Raw genomic sequence first — 17,123 nt, 5'->3', positions numbered from 1 at the left:
ACAAAATGTCCTTGTCAGCCTCACGGGACTGAATTTAAAGGTTCCTTAACAATTGACTTACTTTAGCCTACTAATAATATTATTTTTTGTCAAGGAAGGTCAAAAAAGCCGCGGCTGACAATGCTTCAGCCGCGGACTTGAATTATATAAGGAAAAATATGGTTTATTGGAATAATTTAAGGAGATTAATGACAATTAACGGGCCGGAGTGACGAAGTATTCCGGCTTGCAGACCTTGGTCCAGTCGACGAAGATCTTCTTCATCAGGTAGCCAACCGCAAATGGTACGACTACCCAGACGATTACCAGCACCAGCACGTTGTGGAAGCCGGCATTGTAAGAAGCCAGCGGTGAAACTGCCCCGATCAGGCCGAAACCACCAGATGCCGGAGTACCTTGCAGGCCAAGGATTGGCACGGACAGGGTTGAGATAGCCGCCGTCAAAGCGATTGGCACCCCGATCACTGGGTATCTCAGGAAGTTTGGCATCATCATCTTGATAGCGCCTAAGAAGATGGCAACTTGCACACCTGGCTTGTCAACCTTCAGGGTTGCCCAGATAAGGAAGGCTGCGGTACTTGCCAGACCGAAACCAGCAGCGGCAGAACCCATGCCGGCCAGGCCGATGGCTACGGAGATGGCTACAGTTGACAGCGGGGTAACGATGATGATCGCGAAGGACATGGCGATCAGGACACACATTGGGAATGGAGCCAGCTTGGTGAAGGTGTTGATGACGTCACCGATAGCCGTGGTTACCAGGGATACGTAAGGCTTGGTCAGGCTGCCCAGGAAACCGATGCCGGTCCCGGCCAGGATTGGGAAGAAGACGATCCCCAGTGAGCCGAAGCGGTTGCCGACCCACTTGATGAACAGTACGGCAACGGCTGCCGTCAGCATGGTGTTGATAACATCACCCATCCCGGCTAATTGGAAGCTGGTGGTAGTCACGCCTTTAACAGTGGTAGTTACCGCGGTTACACAGCCGGAGCCCAGGAAGGCAGCACCGCCCACACAGGCAGCTTCAGTGTAGCCCAGGTTAAACTGCTTGGCAGTTGAGAACCCGCACATTACAGCGAAGAAGTATTGGAAGACGGTCACAATGTGCAAAAGATTGGCCACAATCGCGTTGCTCCCGGCAAAAGGAGTCAAGAAGGTTGACAAAATGGCACTTGGAAGAAGTGACACGATAATGGCAGTCGCTGAACCATTGAGGACTTTCATCGTAAATGATCCAACTGTTTCTTTTGTTTGAGTTGTTTCAGACATATAGTCTCCGCCTCCTAACGGTAGAAAAATATAATTACATTGACGCAGATTATGAGATATCTAATAGCGTTTAATTTCTCTCTCATAAACTGATGTCTAGAATTATAGAGAAAGATCTCAACCTTTGCAATCCTTTTCCGCAACACTTTCATAATTTTCTTATCAAAAGCAAAAAATCCGCTTTCTTTTTCAATCAACTTTACTTTCTTTAAACTTTTGTTAAAAAGTCGTCCGTTTTTGACAAAGTTAAAGGCAAAAGGCAATAAGTTCGGAAGAAAAAATAGAGAAAAATAGCAAAAAAACAGAAAAAAGGCAAAAAGAAAACCCCTCACTTCCGTGAGGGGCAGGCAATGACCCGGGCGAGATTTGAACTCGCGACAACCTGGTTTAGGAAACCAGTGCTCTATCCAACTGAGCTACCGGGCCATGCAACACATTTAATTCTACAAAAAATGTGTTGAAAAAGCTAGTGCTTTAGCTTAAGTCATTAGTATTGGGGCATGAAAAAGCGCCGTGGTTCATCATTGCTGCCAATCCGGTCAGCCGCCTTGACAAAAGGCAGCCAGATCAAGACAGCAATGACCAGGTTGACTAAAGAAAGAACCAAGGCCCGCCAGTCATAGTTGCAGGCCAGGTAAGGGCCGACTATCGGGGGCATGATATTTGGAACAGAGGCCTGGACCCGGTTGATCCAGCCCAGCCTGGTCGCTAAATATGCAACAGAGACATTGGCAATAGGAGCCAGGGTAAAGGGCAAAAAGTAAACCGGGTTCAAAATAATCGGCAGCCCATAAAGCATGGGTTCATTGACATTGAAAACGGCCGGAGCCAGGGCCACCTTAGCCAAAGTCCGGTGGTCGCTGCGCTTGGAAGTCAGCAAAATCGCGATCACCAAAGGCAGGCAGGCCCCGCTGACCCCAAAGATCATAAAAGAAGTGTTGGTCCATAAATACGGGATCTTGTGGCCATTAGCTGCCGCCAATATATTGGCATTTTGGGCCGTGGCCCAGATTGACCCAACGACCGGAGCCAGGGCACTGGCCCCATTGATCCCGAAGAACCAGAAAAGCTGGGTTAAGGCCGTAACGGCAATCACCATGATGAAGCCCTGGCCCAGTTTCAAAAGGGGCAGCTGGATGATCTCCAGAAGCCAGTCACCAAAATATTGGCCAGTAATGGTCTGGAAAAGATAGTTCAGCCCGCCCACGATAAAAAGGGCCAGCATGACTGGAATTGCCGCCTCAAAGGCCGCAATCTGGGCTGGCGGCATGGCAGTCTGGATGTGCAGGCCCAGTCTGGCCTTGACCCCCAGGATGTAAAGGGCCACGCCCAGACCGCCAAAGAGGATGGCGGTAAACATCCCTGTCGTTGACAGCTGCTTGGTGTTAAAGACCTGGTCCAGCTTGATCCGCTTACTCCCCTGCATGAGGTAGGAATAGTTGGCAATGCTCATCATAAAAGAGCACAGAGCCGTCATGGCTCCGGCCAATGGATCCACCTCACAGGCCTTGGCCAATTGGTAGCCCCAGCTGAGGACGAAGAAGAGGGCAAACATGGCCACGCTCCCCCGCCAGACAAAGTTGCAGATGGAGATCGCCGGCTGCATGAGCTGGTAAAAAACATGCCAGCCTAAATTTCGATTAGCAGCGACAATCAAGCTCTTGATCAAGACCGCTGCTGATCCGGTCAAACTGATCGGCAAGGTGGAGATAAAAGCATCCCTAAGGGCCACCAGCCAGCGGACTGAGGCCAGATTATTGGCCAGGGGCAGCAGGTGCCGCTCCAGCCAGTCAATCACGTTATTCACTCTGCTGCTTCCCCTTCAAGTAATGTGGATGATAACCCTTGTTCTTGTTTTTCTTCTTGGACTTCTTTTTCTTCTTGGCCGGCTGGGCAAGGACAGCGGTCTTTTTATCCTGCTTGTCTTTTGCTTCAGCCTTTTCCTTTTTGACCGGCTTTTCTTTACTTAAGTGGTAGCCAGCAAAGTAGACCCGGTCGACCGTTACTTCCCCTTCCAAAAGCTTCTTCAGCTTGCGCAGGTCGTGGTCATTGCCCAGAGACACCACCTTGCCCTCCTGCTGCATCCGGCCGGTCCGGCCAGCTCGGTGCATGTAGGTGTTGGCGTCAGTAGGGATTTCATAGTTGACCACGTAGGTCAGTTTCGGAATGTCCAACCCCCGGGCCGCCAGGTCAGTGGCTAAGAGCAGCTTGACCTTGCCCTTGGCCAAGTCCCGGATAGCCTGCTGGCGCTTGTCTTTTGAGAAATTGTTGGCTAAAACTTCAAAGCGGGTCTTGCTGTGGGCAAAAATTCTGGCAAAGCGCAGCATCCCCTCGTTTGAGTCAAAAAAGAGCAGGCCTCTAAAGCCGTCCAGCTTGCACAGGCGCTGCAGGTATTCCAGCTTGTGCTCATTGTCCACCTGCAAAAAGACATGCTCAGTCCGGCTGCCCTGGTCCGGGCGGACATCGACTAGGAAGAAGTGGCGGGCAAAAATTTCCTCCGCTTCCTGGGTGATCTGGGATTCAGTAGCCCCAAAGAGCAAAATCTGACTAGTAGAAGGCAGGTTCTGGCCCAAAGAACTCAGAAGTTCCAGCTTGGCAAATTCCAAAATGTCGTCGGCTTCATCGATGACCAGGGTCTTGATCTGAACCAGTTTGATCCGGCCAGAAGAGAAGAAGTCGAAGAAGCGGCCCGGGGTGCAGACCAGGACTTCACAGTTGTCCTTCTTCAACCGCTCGTCCTGTCTTTGCCGGTTGCCGGCCCCCACCAAGGCCAGGGTCTTGAGGCCCAGGGCCTTGGCAAAAGGCAGGATGGCATTTCTGATCTGGACGGCCAGTTCCGTCGTCGGGGCCAAAATTACCAGGGAATTTTTCTCCCCAGGAACAACCCGCTCTAAAGCCGGCAGGGCATAGGCCAGGGTCTTGCCCGTCCCCGTCTTGGCCAATGCAACCAGGCTGGCCCCGTTCTTGATGGCCTCATAAGTTTCCTTTTGAATCAGGGTTGGCTGGTCCTTATGTTCCTTCTTTAAAACTGCTTGAATCTGTTCTGTGTAAATCATTGTGCTAATTGTCCGTACTTTTCTTTATATTGCTGGCTGGTCCCGATGTAGGCATACATGACGTTCTTGTAGCCGATCCCGCTGACTCCGGCCACGTGGCCTTTTTCTGTATAGCGCCAGAAGCAGTAGTCCAGTTTGCTTGGCGCTGACGTCGACGTGGCCAGGAACTTGCATCCCGCTGGAAAAAGCTTCCTATACTTCACTGGCGCGTTGACCATGACCTCATGACTTTTGACCAAAGAAGCGGCCAGCTGGCTCATGGCAGTCAAATTGGCCGCGCTTGGATCATCTTGTCCGCTGTCCAGCAGAATTGGCAAGGCACCCCAGTGGCCGGCAGACAGGCGCTTGGCCCGGGCTAGCTGCTTCTTGGCGCTTTTCTCCCCTGCTACTTCAAGTACGCTGCCATAGGCTAATTTGGTCTTGGCAACTTCCTTGCGCCTAGCAGAAAAATTCTGATCAACCGGCAGATAGACGAAAGACAAGCCGGCCTTTTGAAGGCGGCTGAGGTCAATATCCTCTTGGCTTTGGTCAACCTTAAGGCCTACAGCGCTTTGACTGGCCCCTTTTGGCAGGGTGGTCTGGCTGGCATAATTGTACAGGCCATAAGCCAAAAGGCCGATAATCGCGGCCAGCAGAATCAAAAGAGCCGGCAGAGTTGCCGGATGCTGAAAATGCTTCTTTTGCCCCATCGCCCAAAACCTCCTTCTACCATTTTAGCCGAGAAATCCGCCTAGACCAAGTAGAAAGATTTCCTGTATAATTGAATAGTTAGACTTGTATTACTGGAGGGATTTCGTGAAAAAACAGATTTCTTTTGGCCAGGCACTGGCGACCGTCATCGGCTCAGTCATCGGAGCCGGGGTCTTCTTTAAGATCGGCAGTATTTCCCAAAGCACCGGGTCAGCCTCAGCCACTATCCTGGTCTGGCTTCTGGCCGGCGTTATCTCTATTTGCTCGGGTTTGACCGTGTCGGAAATCGCGGCAGCTTTGAACGTCAACGGGGCTATTGAATACCTGGACTACAGCTATGGCAATATCTGGGGCTTTCTCTTCGGCTGGGCGGAAATGACCGTCTACTTCCCCGCTCAAATCGCGGCCCTGGCATCGATTTTCGGCCAGCAGTTTGTAGTTTTGGCGGGCCTGCCAGCCTCCAGCAGCAAGTGGATCGCTGCCGGTGTGGTCCTTCTGCTCTTTTTGATCAATATGCTGGGAACCAAGGCTTCAGCTTGGATGCAGTCGGTGATCACGGTCATCAAGCTGATCCCCCTCTTTTTGATCATCGTCTTCGCCTTAATCCGCCCGCAAGTCTCCGTCAGCCTCTGGCCAGTTACGGTGGCTAGCAGCGGCGGCTGGCTGGCCGGGATCAGCCAGGGCCTGCTCTCCGCCCTCTTTGCCTTTGAAGGCTGGATCGTCGTAACCAATCTGGCCAAGGAAATGAAGAATCCCGAAAAGGACCTGGCCCGGGCCATCATCCTCGGCCTCTCCCTGGTCACTGTCGTCTACATCCTGGTCAACTACGCCTTTATGACTGCTTTGCCTTTTGCCAAAATCATCGGCAATGACAATACCGCCTACTATGCTTCTTTGAAGCTTTTTGGCCAGGCCGGGGGCAAAATCGTCACGGTCGGCATCCTGCTGTCGGTCTACGGGGCTTGCAATGGCTTTATGCTGACGGGGATGCGGACGCCTTACATCCTGGCCCAGGCAAACCGCCTGCCCGGCTCTGAGAAGTTGGCTAAGACTTCTGCCAGAAGCGGGGTCCCGGTCTTCTCCGCCCTTTTGGTCAACGCCATCGCCTTGATCATGATCGCCCTGGGCAACTTTGAAATCTTGACCAACATGCTGGTCTTTGTCATGTGGACCTTCACCACCCTCCTGTCTGTGGCTGTCATTTTGCTGAGAAAAAGAGAGCCAGATCTGGCCCGGCCTTTCATGACGCCAGCCTACCCGCTTATCCCTTTGATTTCCATTATTGGCGGTTTGTTCATCATCGTGATGACCGTCATCAACCAGTTTGCCCTCTCCGTGATCGGCCTGGGCATCACCCTCCTGGGCCTGCCAGTCTACTACTGGAAAAAGCTCCACTAGAGCAAAAAATGGATCATCCACATGGATGATCCATTTTCTTTTAGGAAAAATTAGTCGTGTTCGTGCTTGCTGCTGAATTCTTCGACAACTTCCGGCTTGATGACGCCGATGTAAGGCAGGTTCCGGTAAAGGCCGGCAAAGTCCATCCCATAACCGATGACGAATTCGTTGCCTACGTGGGTGCCGTAGTATTCAACATCTACTTCAGTAGTCCGGCGGGCCGTCTTGTTAAGCAAAACGCAGCACTTGACTGAGCTTGCCCCGCGGCGGAGCATTTCGTCCTTCATGAACTTCAAAGTGAGGCCAGTGTCCACGATGTCTTCAACGATCAAGACGTCACGGCCCTTCACGTCAGCTTCCAGGTCATGGGTTACCGTGATCTTGCCGCTGGATTCAGTCCCGTTGCCGTAGCTGGAAACGTCGATGAAGTCAATGTCGCAAGCCAGGTCCATTTCCCGCAGGAGGTCGGTCAGGAAGAAGATGGCACCCTTCAAAGCGCCGACGACCAGCACCCGCTTGCCAGCGTAATCCTTGGTCAATTGCTGGCCAAGCCGCTTGGTCATTTCCGCGATGTCTTCTTCGCTGTACAACTTGTGATCAACTGCGTCATGAATACTTTTCATTAGGTTTCCTCGATTACTAATTGCTTTCAAAATGATACATTCAGATTATAACATTATTTTGACAAAAAAGAACGGCTTTTGTCTAAAAACCGTTCCTTTTTAAGAATCTTATTCTTCTTTTTCGGCTTGATCGTTTGTCTTTGGCCCTTCAACGATAAACCAGCGCATGAAACCCTGCTGAATATCGTCCAAGGTAAAGCGGAAGCCTTCCAGTTCTACTGACTCTTCTTTCTTCAAGTTCGGATACCGCTCCATCATGTAACCACCGATGGTGATGATGTCGCTGTTTTGGAAGCTCTTCAGATTCTGGTGGAAGTAGCGTTCAAAGTCATACAGGGTAGTTTTCCCCGAAACATGGATATTGCCTTCAGCGTCCTTGATAATGTAATCGTCAGAAACGTCATCAATTTCGTCCTTGACTGACCCGAAGAGCTCTTCGTAAATGTCCTTGTCAGTTACGATCCCGCTGGTGCCGCCGTATTCATCAACTACCAAAACGATTGGGGTGTGCTTGCTGATCATGAGACGCAGAATGTCTTGGATCGGCATGGATTCTGGCACCGTGATGATCGTCCGGTTGACCCGGGTCACCGGCACCTTGTCATCCACCCGGCTCTGCTGGACGATGTCGTAGGCATAAACGTAGCCGACCACGTCGTCCTTGTCATTTTCCCGCACGACCGGAAAGCGGCTGTAGCCGTCTTCCAGGTACTTGGCCAGGGCAGTCTTGATGTTTTCGCTGGCATCTAAAACCGTCAGCCGGGTCCGGTCGGTCATAATGTCTTTGGCCGTCTTGTCATTTAACTGGAAGGCTCTTTCCATATAGGTCAAGTCTTCCTTGTCCAAGGCCCCGCCATGCACCGCGTTCTTGCTCAAACGGATGATTTCCGACTGAGAATAGACCTGGTTTTCCTCATCGGCCGGGTTAAAGCCCATTATCTTCAAAATACCAGATGAGCTGGCGTTCAAGAGCCAGACGAAAGGATAAACCAAAGTATGGAAGAAGTGGAGGGGCGTTACGATCCACATCAGCATCTTGACTGGGGCGTCAATGGCGATATTTTTCGGCACGACTTCCGTCAAAACAACTTCTAGATAAGTTAGGAAAATAACCCCGATCAAAGCTCCGACTGAGTTGACCAGACTCTTGGACATGGGAGTCAGAGCCAAAAGCCTTTCAAAGATGGTGGCCAAAGTATCAGCCCCGAACCAGCCCAGGATAACCCCAACTAAGGTAGTGCCGACTTGGGTAGTTGACAGGTACTCATTCAAATTATGCGACATGTGCAGGGCCCGCTTAAGTTTCTTCACGTTCCCCTGCCCATTGGCGATCATGTCCTCCAGCTGGCTGGGCCGGACCTGCACCAGGGCAAATTCCGCCGCGACAAAGAAGGAGGCAAAAACAAAGATTACAAGTATTGCTAGTAAATTAATCCAGATTTGTGTCGTAGTCACTGTAATTCACCTAAATTACTCTAATTGAACTATTTACCTTTATTCTATCATTATTTGCAGAATTTTTTTCACAAAGGAGTTCATTCTAGAAAAATATTAAACGGGCCGCCCGCGTGAATCCGGACGGCCCGTTTTTATCTGCTTATTCTTGTTCTTTCTTTTCTGCCGCTTTACCTTGCTTTTTCTTCTTCCGCTTCTTGTGCCAGAAGAAAATAATGATGGCCAAAACTGGCAAAAGGATGGCGATGATGATCCAGACCAGGCGGTTGCGGCTTCTTTCCTTGGCCTTGGCTTCCGCCTTTGGATTGTATGGAATCCGGTGGCCGGTCACTAGCAGCCGGTGGGTGTTGATCATGTATGGCGTGCAGGTCATCAAGGTGCAGAGGTCCTTGCCCTTGACGATCTTGAGCTGGTCAACCTGGGTCGGCTTGATCACCTTGATCTGGTCAACCTTGTAGGCCAGGGTCTGGCCCAGATTGTGGACGTAGAAGACATCCCCTTTTTTCATCCGGGGCAGGTCAGTAAAGAGGCGGGAGTTTGGCAGGCCACGGTGGCCGGTAAGAACCGCCCGGGTGCTCTTGCCCCCAACTGGCAAGGATGAACCTGGCAAGTGGCCAATGCCCTTTTGCAGGACTGATTCACTGGTTCCGGCATAGATTGGCAGCTCCTGGTGAAGCTTGGGCAAGTCGATATAGCCGATATTTTCCTCTAGTTCCAGCATCTTGGCATAAGCCGCCACGCCTGCTTGTTTCTCCTTCTTACTGAAAGGATCACTGAAGCTGGCCTGCTGGCCTGGTGACAAGAGCGAGGCGTTGTAGGCCCGGGCCAGGCGGAGGCGCTTTTTGACTTCAGCTTCTGACAATTTGCCGGCCGCCTTTTGGAAAGACTGGACCTTCTGGTGAGACAGCCAAAAGTTGTAGACCTGAGTCGACAAAGGATAAGCCAAAAGACCCAAGCCGACCAGTAAAAGCAAAATAAAGGGCCAGATTGGCCCCTTTTTCTTATTTTGCTGCTTTTGTTTATTTGCCTGCTTTTTTGCTTCTTTTTTCATTTCCGTAAATCCTATTGGTCATTTTTCCGCCGGCTCTTCACAGCTAAGAAGAGGCCAAAGACGAGGAGGACCAGGCCGGCAAAGACGGCCAGCCAGCTGACGATTTCCCCGGTCTGCGGCAGGAAGCCCTTCTTCTTTTGGCTAGGAACGTTAGGCTTTTGCGGCTGAGTCGGTACCCTTGGCTTGCTTGAGCTTGAGCTGGAACTTGAACTAGAGCTCGAGCTAGAGCTGGAACTCTTTGGCACGGTCGGCTTCTGCGGCTGAGTCGGCACGGTCGGCCGGTAGTTCTTTACAGTCACGTAGGCCGTTTCCCCGGCTTTGACCGTAAAGTGCTGCGGGCTGGAATTTTTCACGTATCCAGACAGGGTCGCCTGTTCAACGAAGTAGTAGTTGCCGGCTGGCAGGCCGGTCACCTTGATCAGCCCATTTTTGTCAGTCAAAAGGAGGCGGGAATCCCGGTCGTCTGTTGACAATTTGCCTAAAGCATCAACTCGCAAGGGAAGATTATTGCCTTCTTGATAAAGGTAGAAACTAACTCCGGCCAGGGCCTTGCCTTTGGCTGAAGCGCTGGCATAGCCCAGCTTGGTCAGCTGGACCTGGCCAGTGATGGCTTCAGTCTTTAAGTAGACCGTTAGCTGGTTACTGCCGTTTCTAGGTAAAGTCAAAAGAAGCGGCTGGACCGTCACCCCTGGCTTGGTCAATTCTCTTATGTAGTAGCGGCCGGGATCCAGGGAAAGCTTTAATTGGCTCTGGCCGGCAGTCATTTTTTCCTGGAAAACGGCCTGGCTGGACTGGTCCAGTTCTTCGCTGGTCTGCTTGTTTAGGTCCGCCAGCTTAGCCTGGTCATCAACCTTCCAGCCTTTAAAGACGAAACTGGTCGCTTGGTTTGGACTAGGGTTGACCAAGGTCAGGTCTTGGCTGGCGGCCTGAGCCCGGCCAGCCGTAAATAGCAGACTGAGCAAAGCCAAAAGCCAGGCAAAAGCCAAGTGGCCGCGCCGTAAATGAGTCGCCATAAGTTGTTCTCCCTTCTCGCCCTTCTTATACTCTACACTCTGCACTGTTTTTCTTCCACAATGCAGCCATTTATTATTTTTAAAGACTAACCTTTCTAAAGCAGGCAAGCTCAGGGCCAGCTCCCCTGCTTTAGAAAAGCGGAAAGCCAATTGAATTTCCAATTGACTTTCCCGCTTCAAAAAGTAACAAATTGTGATCAACAAATCAACTAAGTTTAGTCAATTAGGCTTGACGACGCTTCTTGATTTCGTAGAAGGCGAAGCCTACAGCTGCCAAACCAGTCAGAGCGAAGATCAGGGCACCGATGCCACCAGTCATTGGCAGGTTTGGAGTCTTGTTGTTCAGGATTTCTACAGGATCAGCTGCTACAGCATCAACTGCAGTTGGGTCCTTGTAGTAGGAAGTTGCGTTGACAGTCACAGTAGTAGTGGCATTGTCTGGCAGGTTGTAGCCTTCTGGGGCTTGAACTTCCTTAAGAACGTACTTAGTTGCAGAATCATCGTTGTTCTTGCCAGTTTCGCCGTACTTCAGGCCCTTGATTTCAAAAGTGCCGTCTTTCTTTGAAACAAGCTTAACTTGGTTGCCAACTGCTTGGTCCTTGAAGCCAGTTGAACCGTTGGCATCGATCATGGCTTGAGTCCACTTAACTGGAGTAGTGCCGTCTGCTTCGTACAGTTCGAATACTGCGCCTTCCAGAACGTTCTTGTTAACGGCGTCCTTCTTAACGAAGCGGATACCACCGGTGTGAACTTCTGGAGTGTCAGATTCTGGCTTGCCAGAAACGCTGCCGCCGTTGTGGTAGTTCAAGACAACCTTGTTGTCGATGGTCTTGCCCATTACGGCCTTTTCGTTGATAGTAGTTGCAAATTCAACTTCGATGAATGGGTTTTCGGCAGTGTTCTTGGCGATGTCCTTGATTTCTTCAGCGCTTGGAGTTTGGCCAGCTGCTTGGTAAGCTTCGTAGGCCATCTTCTTACCTGATTCAGTCAAGGTAACCTTGAAGACATTGCTGTCAGCAGTTGGTTCAGTTACCGTGTAATCTTCGCCGGCAGTCAAAGTCTTAGTGCCGACAGTAACTACTGGAGTGAAGGACTTGTCGTAAGTCAAAGCTGAATCCAAAGTATCGATAAATTCGTAAGTTTGGTAAGTGTCGATATCGGCAGGAATAGTACCCTTCAAGTACCACTTAACTTGGTCGCCGACCTTGGCTGAGTCGTCGTTGTTGCCCAGGCTGCTGACGTCCTTGCCCGGAGTTGGGGTGGTAACCTTGTTCTTCGGGTAAACGTTCATGGTCTTAGCGTAACCCTTGCCGGAAATGTATGATGGAACTTCCAGCAGGAATGGTGCAGTTTCAAAGGCTGAGTCAGTCTTGGTTACTTCGACAAAGTAGTACTTGCCGTAGTCAGCTTCTGGAATAACCTTAGTTGCCAAACCAGAAGCGTCAGTAGTCATCTCGCCGTTAGTTGAGTAAGCTGCTTCCAGTTCCTTAACTGACTTCTTGGCCAAGTCTGCCAGCTTGTCGCTGTCATTGACCTTGAAGTATTTAAACTTGACATTAGCCATTGGCTCCAGGTTGTCACTGTCGCTAAGGCCCAGCAAGTTCTTCAAGTCGCTGGTTGACTTGGTGTCAAAGTCAGCGTTTTGCTTGGTCTTGCCTGACAAGTCACTGGTGGTCTTGTACTTGTGGATGGCCACAGTTACTTCGTTAGGCTTAGTAGTCGTATAGTTGTCTTCGGCGGCGCTTACCAGGCCAGCGCTAGACAGGATAGGTGCGGCTGCCAAAGTAAAGGCAGCCAGCAAAGTTGCTAATTTTCCTCTTTTCATGGTCTTTTCTCCGTCTCTTTTAATTCACACTAATTATCAGCAATCTCCGTCTTTTTCCTAAAAGTCCTGTCACCTCCTAAAAGTGGCTTAGTGCTTGGTCTAGCGCGGGCGTGTGATGGAAAATACCCGCCAATGGCATCTCGTTTTCGTGAACAAGTTGGATCAGCAATTCTGCTTACCTGCGATTGCAGGCCGAAAGCCACCAGCTAGATCTTTCGCTAATTGTTCTTTTGTTATTTCTTCATTTCCTTGAATCTATCATAATTATATCATCGGGTTATAAAAAGTTCAATATAAGATCATTAGTTTTTCTATACTTCTTTACTAATAGGGCAAAAAAGCGTTGCGCCTTAGAGGAACAACGCTTTCAGTCCATTTTGTACATTAGTGTTTTGTAATACTATAATTTCTTAAGCCCAAACCAGCCAGCAAGAGCATGATCAAACCTAACAAGATAAAGATCAAAGCACCTGGTCCACCGGTTTGCGGCAGAATTGGCTGCTTTTGGTTGTATACCGTGACAGCCGCTTGACTGGTCTGGTAGCTGGCCTTTACCGCGTGCGGGGTAGAATCCAGCTGGTAGCCGTCTAACGCCTTCGTTTCTACTGCATAGTAGGTCTGGCCGCTCTTAAGGCCGGTGAAGAGCAATTGCCCGTTGTCATCACTCTTTAAGACATAGTCCTGGCCGGAAGAGTAGTTAGAATCACTTGGCGCGACAACCTTGCCGTCTACCAGACGGAGGAACTTGCCTGCCTTGGCGTTAGCTTCACTGTCCGCCAGCTTAAATTCAACGCCCGACAGAGTCTTGCCGGAAGCAGCGTCCTTCTTGATGATCGCCGCTGACGCGTCCTCAAGTACCACCCCAACTCTGGCTGGTTCAACTGGAAGCAGGTTGTTGGTAGTGACCGCAAAACTATTCCAGGCTGCCCGGCTGCTTTCATCCGTATTTGGATTAAGCAAAGTCTGCAGCTGACTTGCTGTTAAGTCAGTCCGCTTTGGCGCCTGCATGGTGAACTCGATGGTTGTGGTTTGGCCTGCCTTGATCATTTGCCCGCTCTTCAAGCTGATCGTAAAGGACCGGATCTTGGACCAGTCAGTCACTTGATCTTGTGTCAGCCAAGTTGGGCTTTCAGCCCCGGATGGGTCCTGCAGCTTTTGGGCGCCAGATGGCCAGTTAGCTACTGAGTTGTTCAAAAGCTCCCGGCTTGGCTTACTGGAAGTTGAGTACTTGATCTCTAGGTTGGAGTTGCTCAAGGTAATTGGGCCGGTCAATACCGGAGTAAATTGGCTGCCCCGGTCAACATTGTCAGTAATGCCTAAGTCGCCAGTAGTTGGCAAAACGTCCAACAGGGTCAGCTTGGTGATGGCTTGGCCATCAGTATTGCTAAACTTGAGCCGGTAGGAAATCTGCCCGCCCAAGCTGGCATGAGCCATGCTGGAGTAGTCTGAGTCCAAGTCACCCTTGACTTCTTTTTGAGTCTTCAACTCATCATAGTTTGACACGCTGTAAGATTGCTGACTGGCAACAGCCACCTTCAAGTTGCCATCCCCAAAGAGGTCGGCGACTTCTCTGTAGGCTTCGCCGTCTTTGACCTTATCAGAACCCTTGTCCGTGATCAGGGAGTAACCCGTTGGAGCCAGCAGCTTCTGGCTATAGGAAGCACCGTAAGCCTTCAAGGTTACTGGTCCACTGACATCTCCAACATTGACGTTGAATTCACCACGGATGTGGTAACCCGGCTGCAGGCCCCCTTGTCCTTCACCCATAACAAACTTAACGTATTGCTGGCCAGTATCAACGCTGTCCGCATTTTTCAAGGTCTGCTTGTAATTGAAAGCGCCAGACCAGTTGCCGGCTGAACCCCATCTCTCTAAGAGCGTCTCTTGGCCGGTGGCGTCATTGACCAGGTACATCTTGACATCGGTATTGGCGTTGTCAACCGTCACCCCTTTTGGCAAAAGAACTGACAAAACCGTTGGTGACTTCGTAGCGATCGGGGAGTTGGTCACATTGTAGAAGTCAGCAATAACCCGGTTGGAGGAGTTCTTCTGAATAACAGTTTCTCCGTCTTTAGCATGTTGAGCAAAGGAAACGTCAGTCCGACCGATCGGCGTACTGCTTGGCTTTTCAATGACTTGAACTGACCGTGGACCAATCGGGCTGAATTCGCCGCTGCTGGTCTTCTGGTTAGTCGTTGACTCGTGGACATACTTGGTCCCGTCTTTGGTTACGATGTAGGCTTGGGTAGTTATCGTAGCCTTGCCAACATAGCCTTCCTCAACGCCGCCACGCATGTAGACCGCCCCAGACGTTTTGGTATTGATCAGCTGGCTGGTATCTTCGTACTGAATGCTGAAATCTGCGCTAACCAGGCGTTCATTGTCTTTAACGCCAAAGTCTGACAGTGGAATCTGGCCGTTTTTAGTCACATACTTGGTGATCGTTCTAAGAGCCCCAGTTTCCATATTTCTGACATACAAAGTTGCCAGAGTCCCCGGAGCCGTCCCGCTTGGGTAGCTGGTTGAACCTTCAGAAACATAAAGTTGCAGCCATGGGGTAGCGAATTCCAAGGTCTTGATGATAATGTGGGAATCAATGTCGTAGTGAACGACTGACTTTTGCAAGCCAGTGTTAAGCAGACCATTGATAATTGAACCGTTAAAAGTTCCAGAATCGATATTGCTTTTAATTTTTCTGCCGTTGCTGTTGTATTGGTCAGTAGTTGCAATCCCATCAGTTCCAGTAAAGTACTGGCTGGCAAAAAGCAGGCTGGCCGTGTCATAAACAGTCGTTAGGGCATTAAGGCCCATATTGCCTTCACCATCGCTTGGCCCGTAGAAGTTCGGGTAAAGAACATCACCGTTAGAATTTACATTACCGTTGATGACTTGGCCGATTTGACCAGTTGCGCTGCTTTGAACCGAAATCGTATTATTCTGCAGATTTTTCGCTGTCAGTGTTGCCGTATTAGTAATTACTTCATTGGCAGTCCATCTGGAAAAAATACTATTGCCAGGCTTGGTGTAAACAATAAAGGACCCTGACACCAGTGGCTGGCCGCTGGCTAGGCTGGCTGCCTGTTCCTCAATAGATGGCGTTGGTATTTCCCAGGTAATAGTTTTTCCGTTAGTGCCAACATATGTCACATTGCCATCCGGATCCGTAATGCCGGCATAAACGCCATCCTGCATCAAATAGCTGATTTGCAGTTTTTGGGTTGGGTCTAAGAAGTTGAGACCAGTCTTATTCGGAATCGAGTAGCTGATCCGCCAAGCCAGAGTGTCCCCTCTGCCAGGAGCAGTGTTCAATGAGCCATTCTTTGCACCCAAAAAGGTCGTGCTGATTGAGGCACTGGTAGTTGCGGCAACTTGGGTGTAGGCACTGGCTTTTGTTTCATAGCCAGTGTTGTCCTTGAAGCTGCCGGCGAGTTCTAATGAAGTAGCATGATTGATGTAGCCGTTGTCAGTGTTGACAGCCAGTTTGAAGCTGTAGGACTGACCTGCCTTAAGGTCGGACTTTTGGAAAGTATAGATGACCTTGCCGTCAGAAACAGTCGGCTTAACGCCAGCAACTTCTGGCAGGACATCAGTTTTCAGCTTCAAGTGACCATTGGCATTGCCCGTCAAATTAAAGGTCAGCGTGGCCGGCCAGCGGTCAGCCTCATCATAGCGTGAGCCAGAAACCTTGAAGTTGATCGTAAACAAAGCCGTATCGCCTGACCAAACCATGTACCCGTTGTTATCAGACGAAATTGCCAAGTCAGCGTTAGCCTTGCTTGTTACCGTAGTGCTGGCCAGCAGATTGCTGGTAAACAGACGAGCGTTGATAGCGCTGAAGGCAGACTTCGCCTGGCTCAGGTTGGTAGTCAGCGTATTAGTAGAGTCAGTGACTGTTTTTTCAGAATTAATTGAACTAGTTGCAGATTTTTCTGAACTGGATGTACTAGTTGCTGTCTTTGCTGAAGAAACTGAGCTGCTAGAAGTACTTGCAGAACTCTTTGAACTGTCTTTTGCAGAAGACTGCGTGCTTGAGCTCTGAGTTTGTGAGCTTTGTTTTTCTTCTGCAGAACTAGCTGAAGAAGTACTTACTGAAGTATTACCTGCTGCTGATGATGAAGAAGCAGAAGATGACGTAGATGAAGAAGATGATGATTCTTCAGTATCTTCATTCTCCACCTTGACCACCAGCGGATAGCTGGAATAGTCCTTGCCATCTTCCTGGTAAGTCGCGATCAGCTGACCGCTGCCGACTTCTTTGCCAGTCAGCGTAAACTTCAGCTCGCTCTGCCCTTTGGCAAAGTGCAGCAAAAGGTGCCGGCTTTCTTTTTCAGAAGCGGCTACTTCTTTGACAGCCTCTTCCGGCTTGTCAATCTTCAATTCTTTATTGGCCTTGTCCGTGGCGGTTTTATCCAAATCTACCAAGTCTGGCAGACTGACTTTTACCTCCAGGTCGGCCTCATCTTTGCTCCGCTTGAGCGTGAGTGTTTCTTGACCACTCAGCTTCAAATTTAAGGGATCATTTTTATCTTTACCAGTCAGCTCTTTCTGTCCTTGCATGAAGACGAGCTGGTCACTGACCTCACTGGCAGCGGCCTGACTCACTCCCGCAAAGGAAGGCAAAATAAGCTGCAGAATCAACACTGCAGCCAGCAAAAAAGCTCTGGATTTTTTCATAATCTGCATCATGTTAGGTTCTCCCGTTGCAATTTAATATTTCCTGTACCAATTGGCACGTATTAATTG

Annotated in this window: 11 protein-coding genes and 1 tRNA gene; 1 reads left to right on the top strand and 11 read right to left on the bottom strand. The window is 50.1% G+C overall.

Features of this window, described 5'->3' with window-relative positions; translation table 11 throughout:
- Positions 1-195: 195 nt before the first annotated feature.
- From ACYVUT_RS02815 to ACYVUT_RS02795, 5 genes are all read right to left on the bottom strand, one after another.
- Complete coding sequence (locus ACYVUT_RS02815; protein ID WP_484501445.1) at positions 196-1,269, bottom strand: PTS sugar transporter subunit IIC; 1,074 nt, start codon at positions 1,267-1,269, stop codon at positions 196-198.
- A 351-nt stretch (positions 1,270-1,620) separates the two neighbouring features.
- Positions 1,621-1,695 (bottom strand) — tRNA-Arg (locus ACYVUT_RS02810).
- Between the two features lie 61 nt (positions 1,696-1,756).
- Entirely contained in the window at positions 1,757-3,076 is a 1,320-nt protein-coding gene (locus ACYVUT_RS02805; protein ID WP_439775748.1) for a PTS sugar transporter subunit IIC, read from the bottom strand.
- On the bottom strand, positions 3,069-4,325 hold the full coding sequence (locus ACYVUT_RS02800) for a DEAD/DEAH box helicase (RefSeq protein ID WP_439775749.1): 1,257 nt from the start codon (positions 4,323-4,325) through the stop codon (positions 3,069-3,071). The genes ACYVUT_RS02805 and ACYVUT_RS02800 overlap by 8 nt, the downstream gene beginning before the upstream one ends.
- Complete coding sequence (locus tag ACYVUT_RS02795) at positions 4,322-5,014, bottom strand: 1,4-beta-N-acetylmuramidase (RefSeq protein WP_484501444.1); 693 nt, start codon at positions 5,012-5,014, stop codon at positions 4,322-4,324. The genes ACYVUT_RS02800 and ACYVUT_RS02795 overlap by 4 nt, the downstream gene beginning before the upstream one ends.
- A gap of 106 nt (positions 5,015-5,120) precedes the next feature.
- Between ACYVUT_RS02795 and ACYVUT_RS02790 the strand changes: the two genes are divergently transcribed.
- Complete coding sequence (locus ACYVUT_RS02790) at positions 5,121-6,413, top strand: APC family permease (protein WP_484501443.1); 1,293 nt, start codon at positions 5,121-5,123, stop codon at positions 6,411-6,413.
- A 50-nt stretch (positions 6,414-6,463) separates the two neighbouring features.
- Here the strand turns inward: ACYVUT_RS02790 and hpt are convergent, their stop codons facing one another.
- The 6 genes from hpt to ACYVUT_RS02760 all read right to left on the bottom strand — a co-directional run bounded on the left by hpt (position 6,464) and on the right by ACYVUT_RS02760 (position 17,066).
- Positions 6,464-7,036: a hypoxanthine phosphoribosyltransferase gene (gene hpt, locus ACYVUT_RS02785; RefSeq protein WP_439775752.1), complete on the bottom strand. Its 573-nt coding sequence runs from the start codon at positions 7,034-7,036 to the stop codon at positions 6,464-6,466.
- A 108-nt stretch (positions 7,037-7,144) separates the two neighbouring features.
- Positions 7,145-8,491: a hemolysin family protein gene (locus ACYVUT_RS02780; protein WP_439775753.1), complete on the bottom strand. Its 1,347-nt coding sequence runs from the start codon at positions 8,489-8,491 to the stop codon at positions 7,145-7,147.
- A gap of 142 nt (positions 8,492-8,633) precedes the next feature.
- A complete protein-coding gene (locus ACYVUT_RS02775) occupies positions 8,634-9,542 on the bottom strand; it encodes a class C sortase (protein WP_484501442.1) in 909 nt (302 codons plus the stop codon).
- Positions 9,543-9,553: 11 nt separating this feature from the next.
- Positions 9,554-10,555 (bottom strand): MSCRAMM family protein, encoded by a 1,002-nt coding sequence (locus ACYVUT_RS02770; protein ID WP_484501441.1) that lies wholly within the window; start codon positions 10,553-10,555, stop codon positions 9,554-9,556.
- A gap of 223 nt (positions 10,556-10,778) precedes the next feature.
- Positions 10,779-12,380, bottom strand: a complete 1,602-nt coding sequence (locus ACYVUT_RS02765; protein WP_484499890.1) for a SpaH/EbpB family LPXTG-anchored major pilin — start codon at positions 12,378-12,380, stop codon at positions 10,779-10,781.
- 384 nt (positions 12,381-12,764) lie between these two features.
- Complete coding sequence (locus ACYVUT_RS02760; protein WP_484499889.1) at positions 12,765-17,066, bottom strand: prealbumin-like fold domain-containing protein; 4,302 nt, start codon at positions 17,064-17,066, stop codon at positions 12,765-12,767.
- Positions 17,067-17,123: the final 57 nt, after the last annotated feature.

Source organism: Lactobacillus sp. WILCCON 0059, assembly GCF_057197985.1.
The sequence above is the reverse complement of the archived record's forward strand: the minus strand, read 5'-3'. Positions and strand labels throughout refer to the sequence as shown.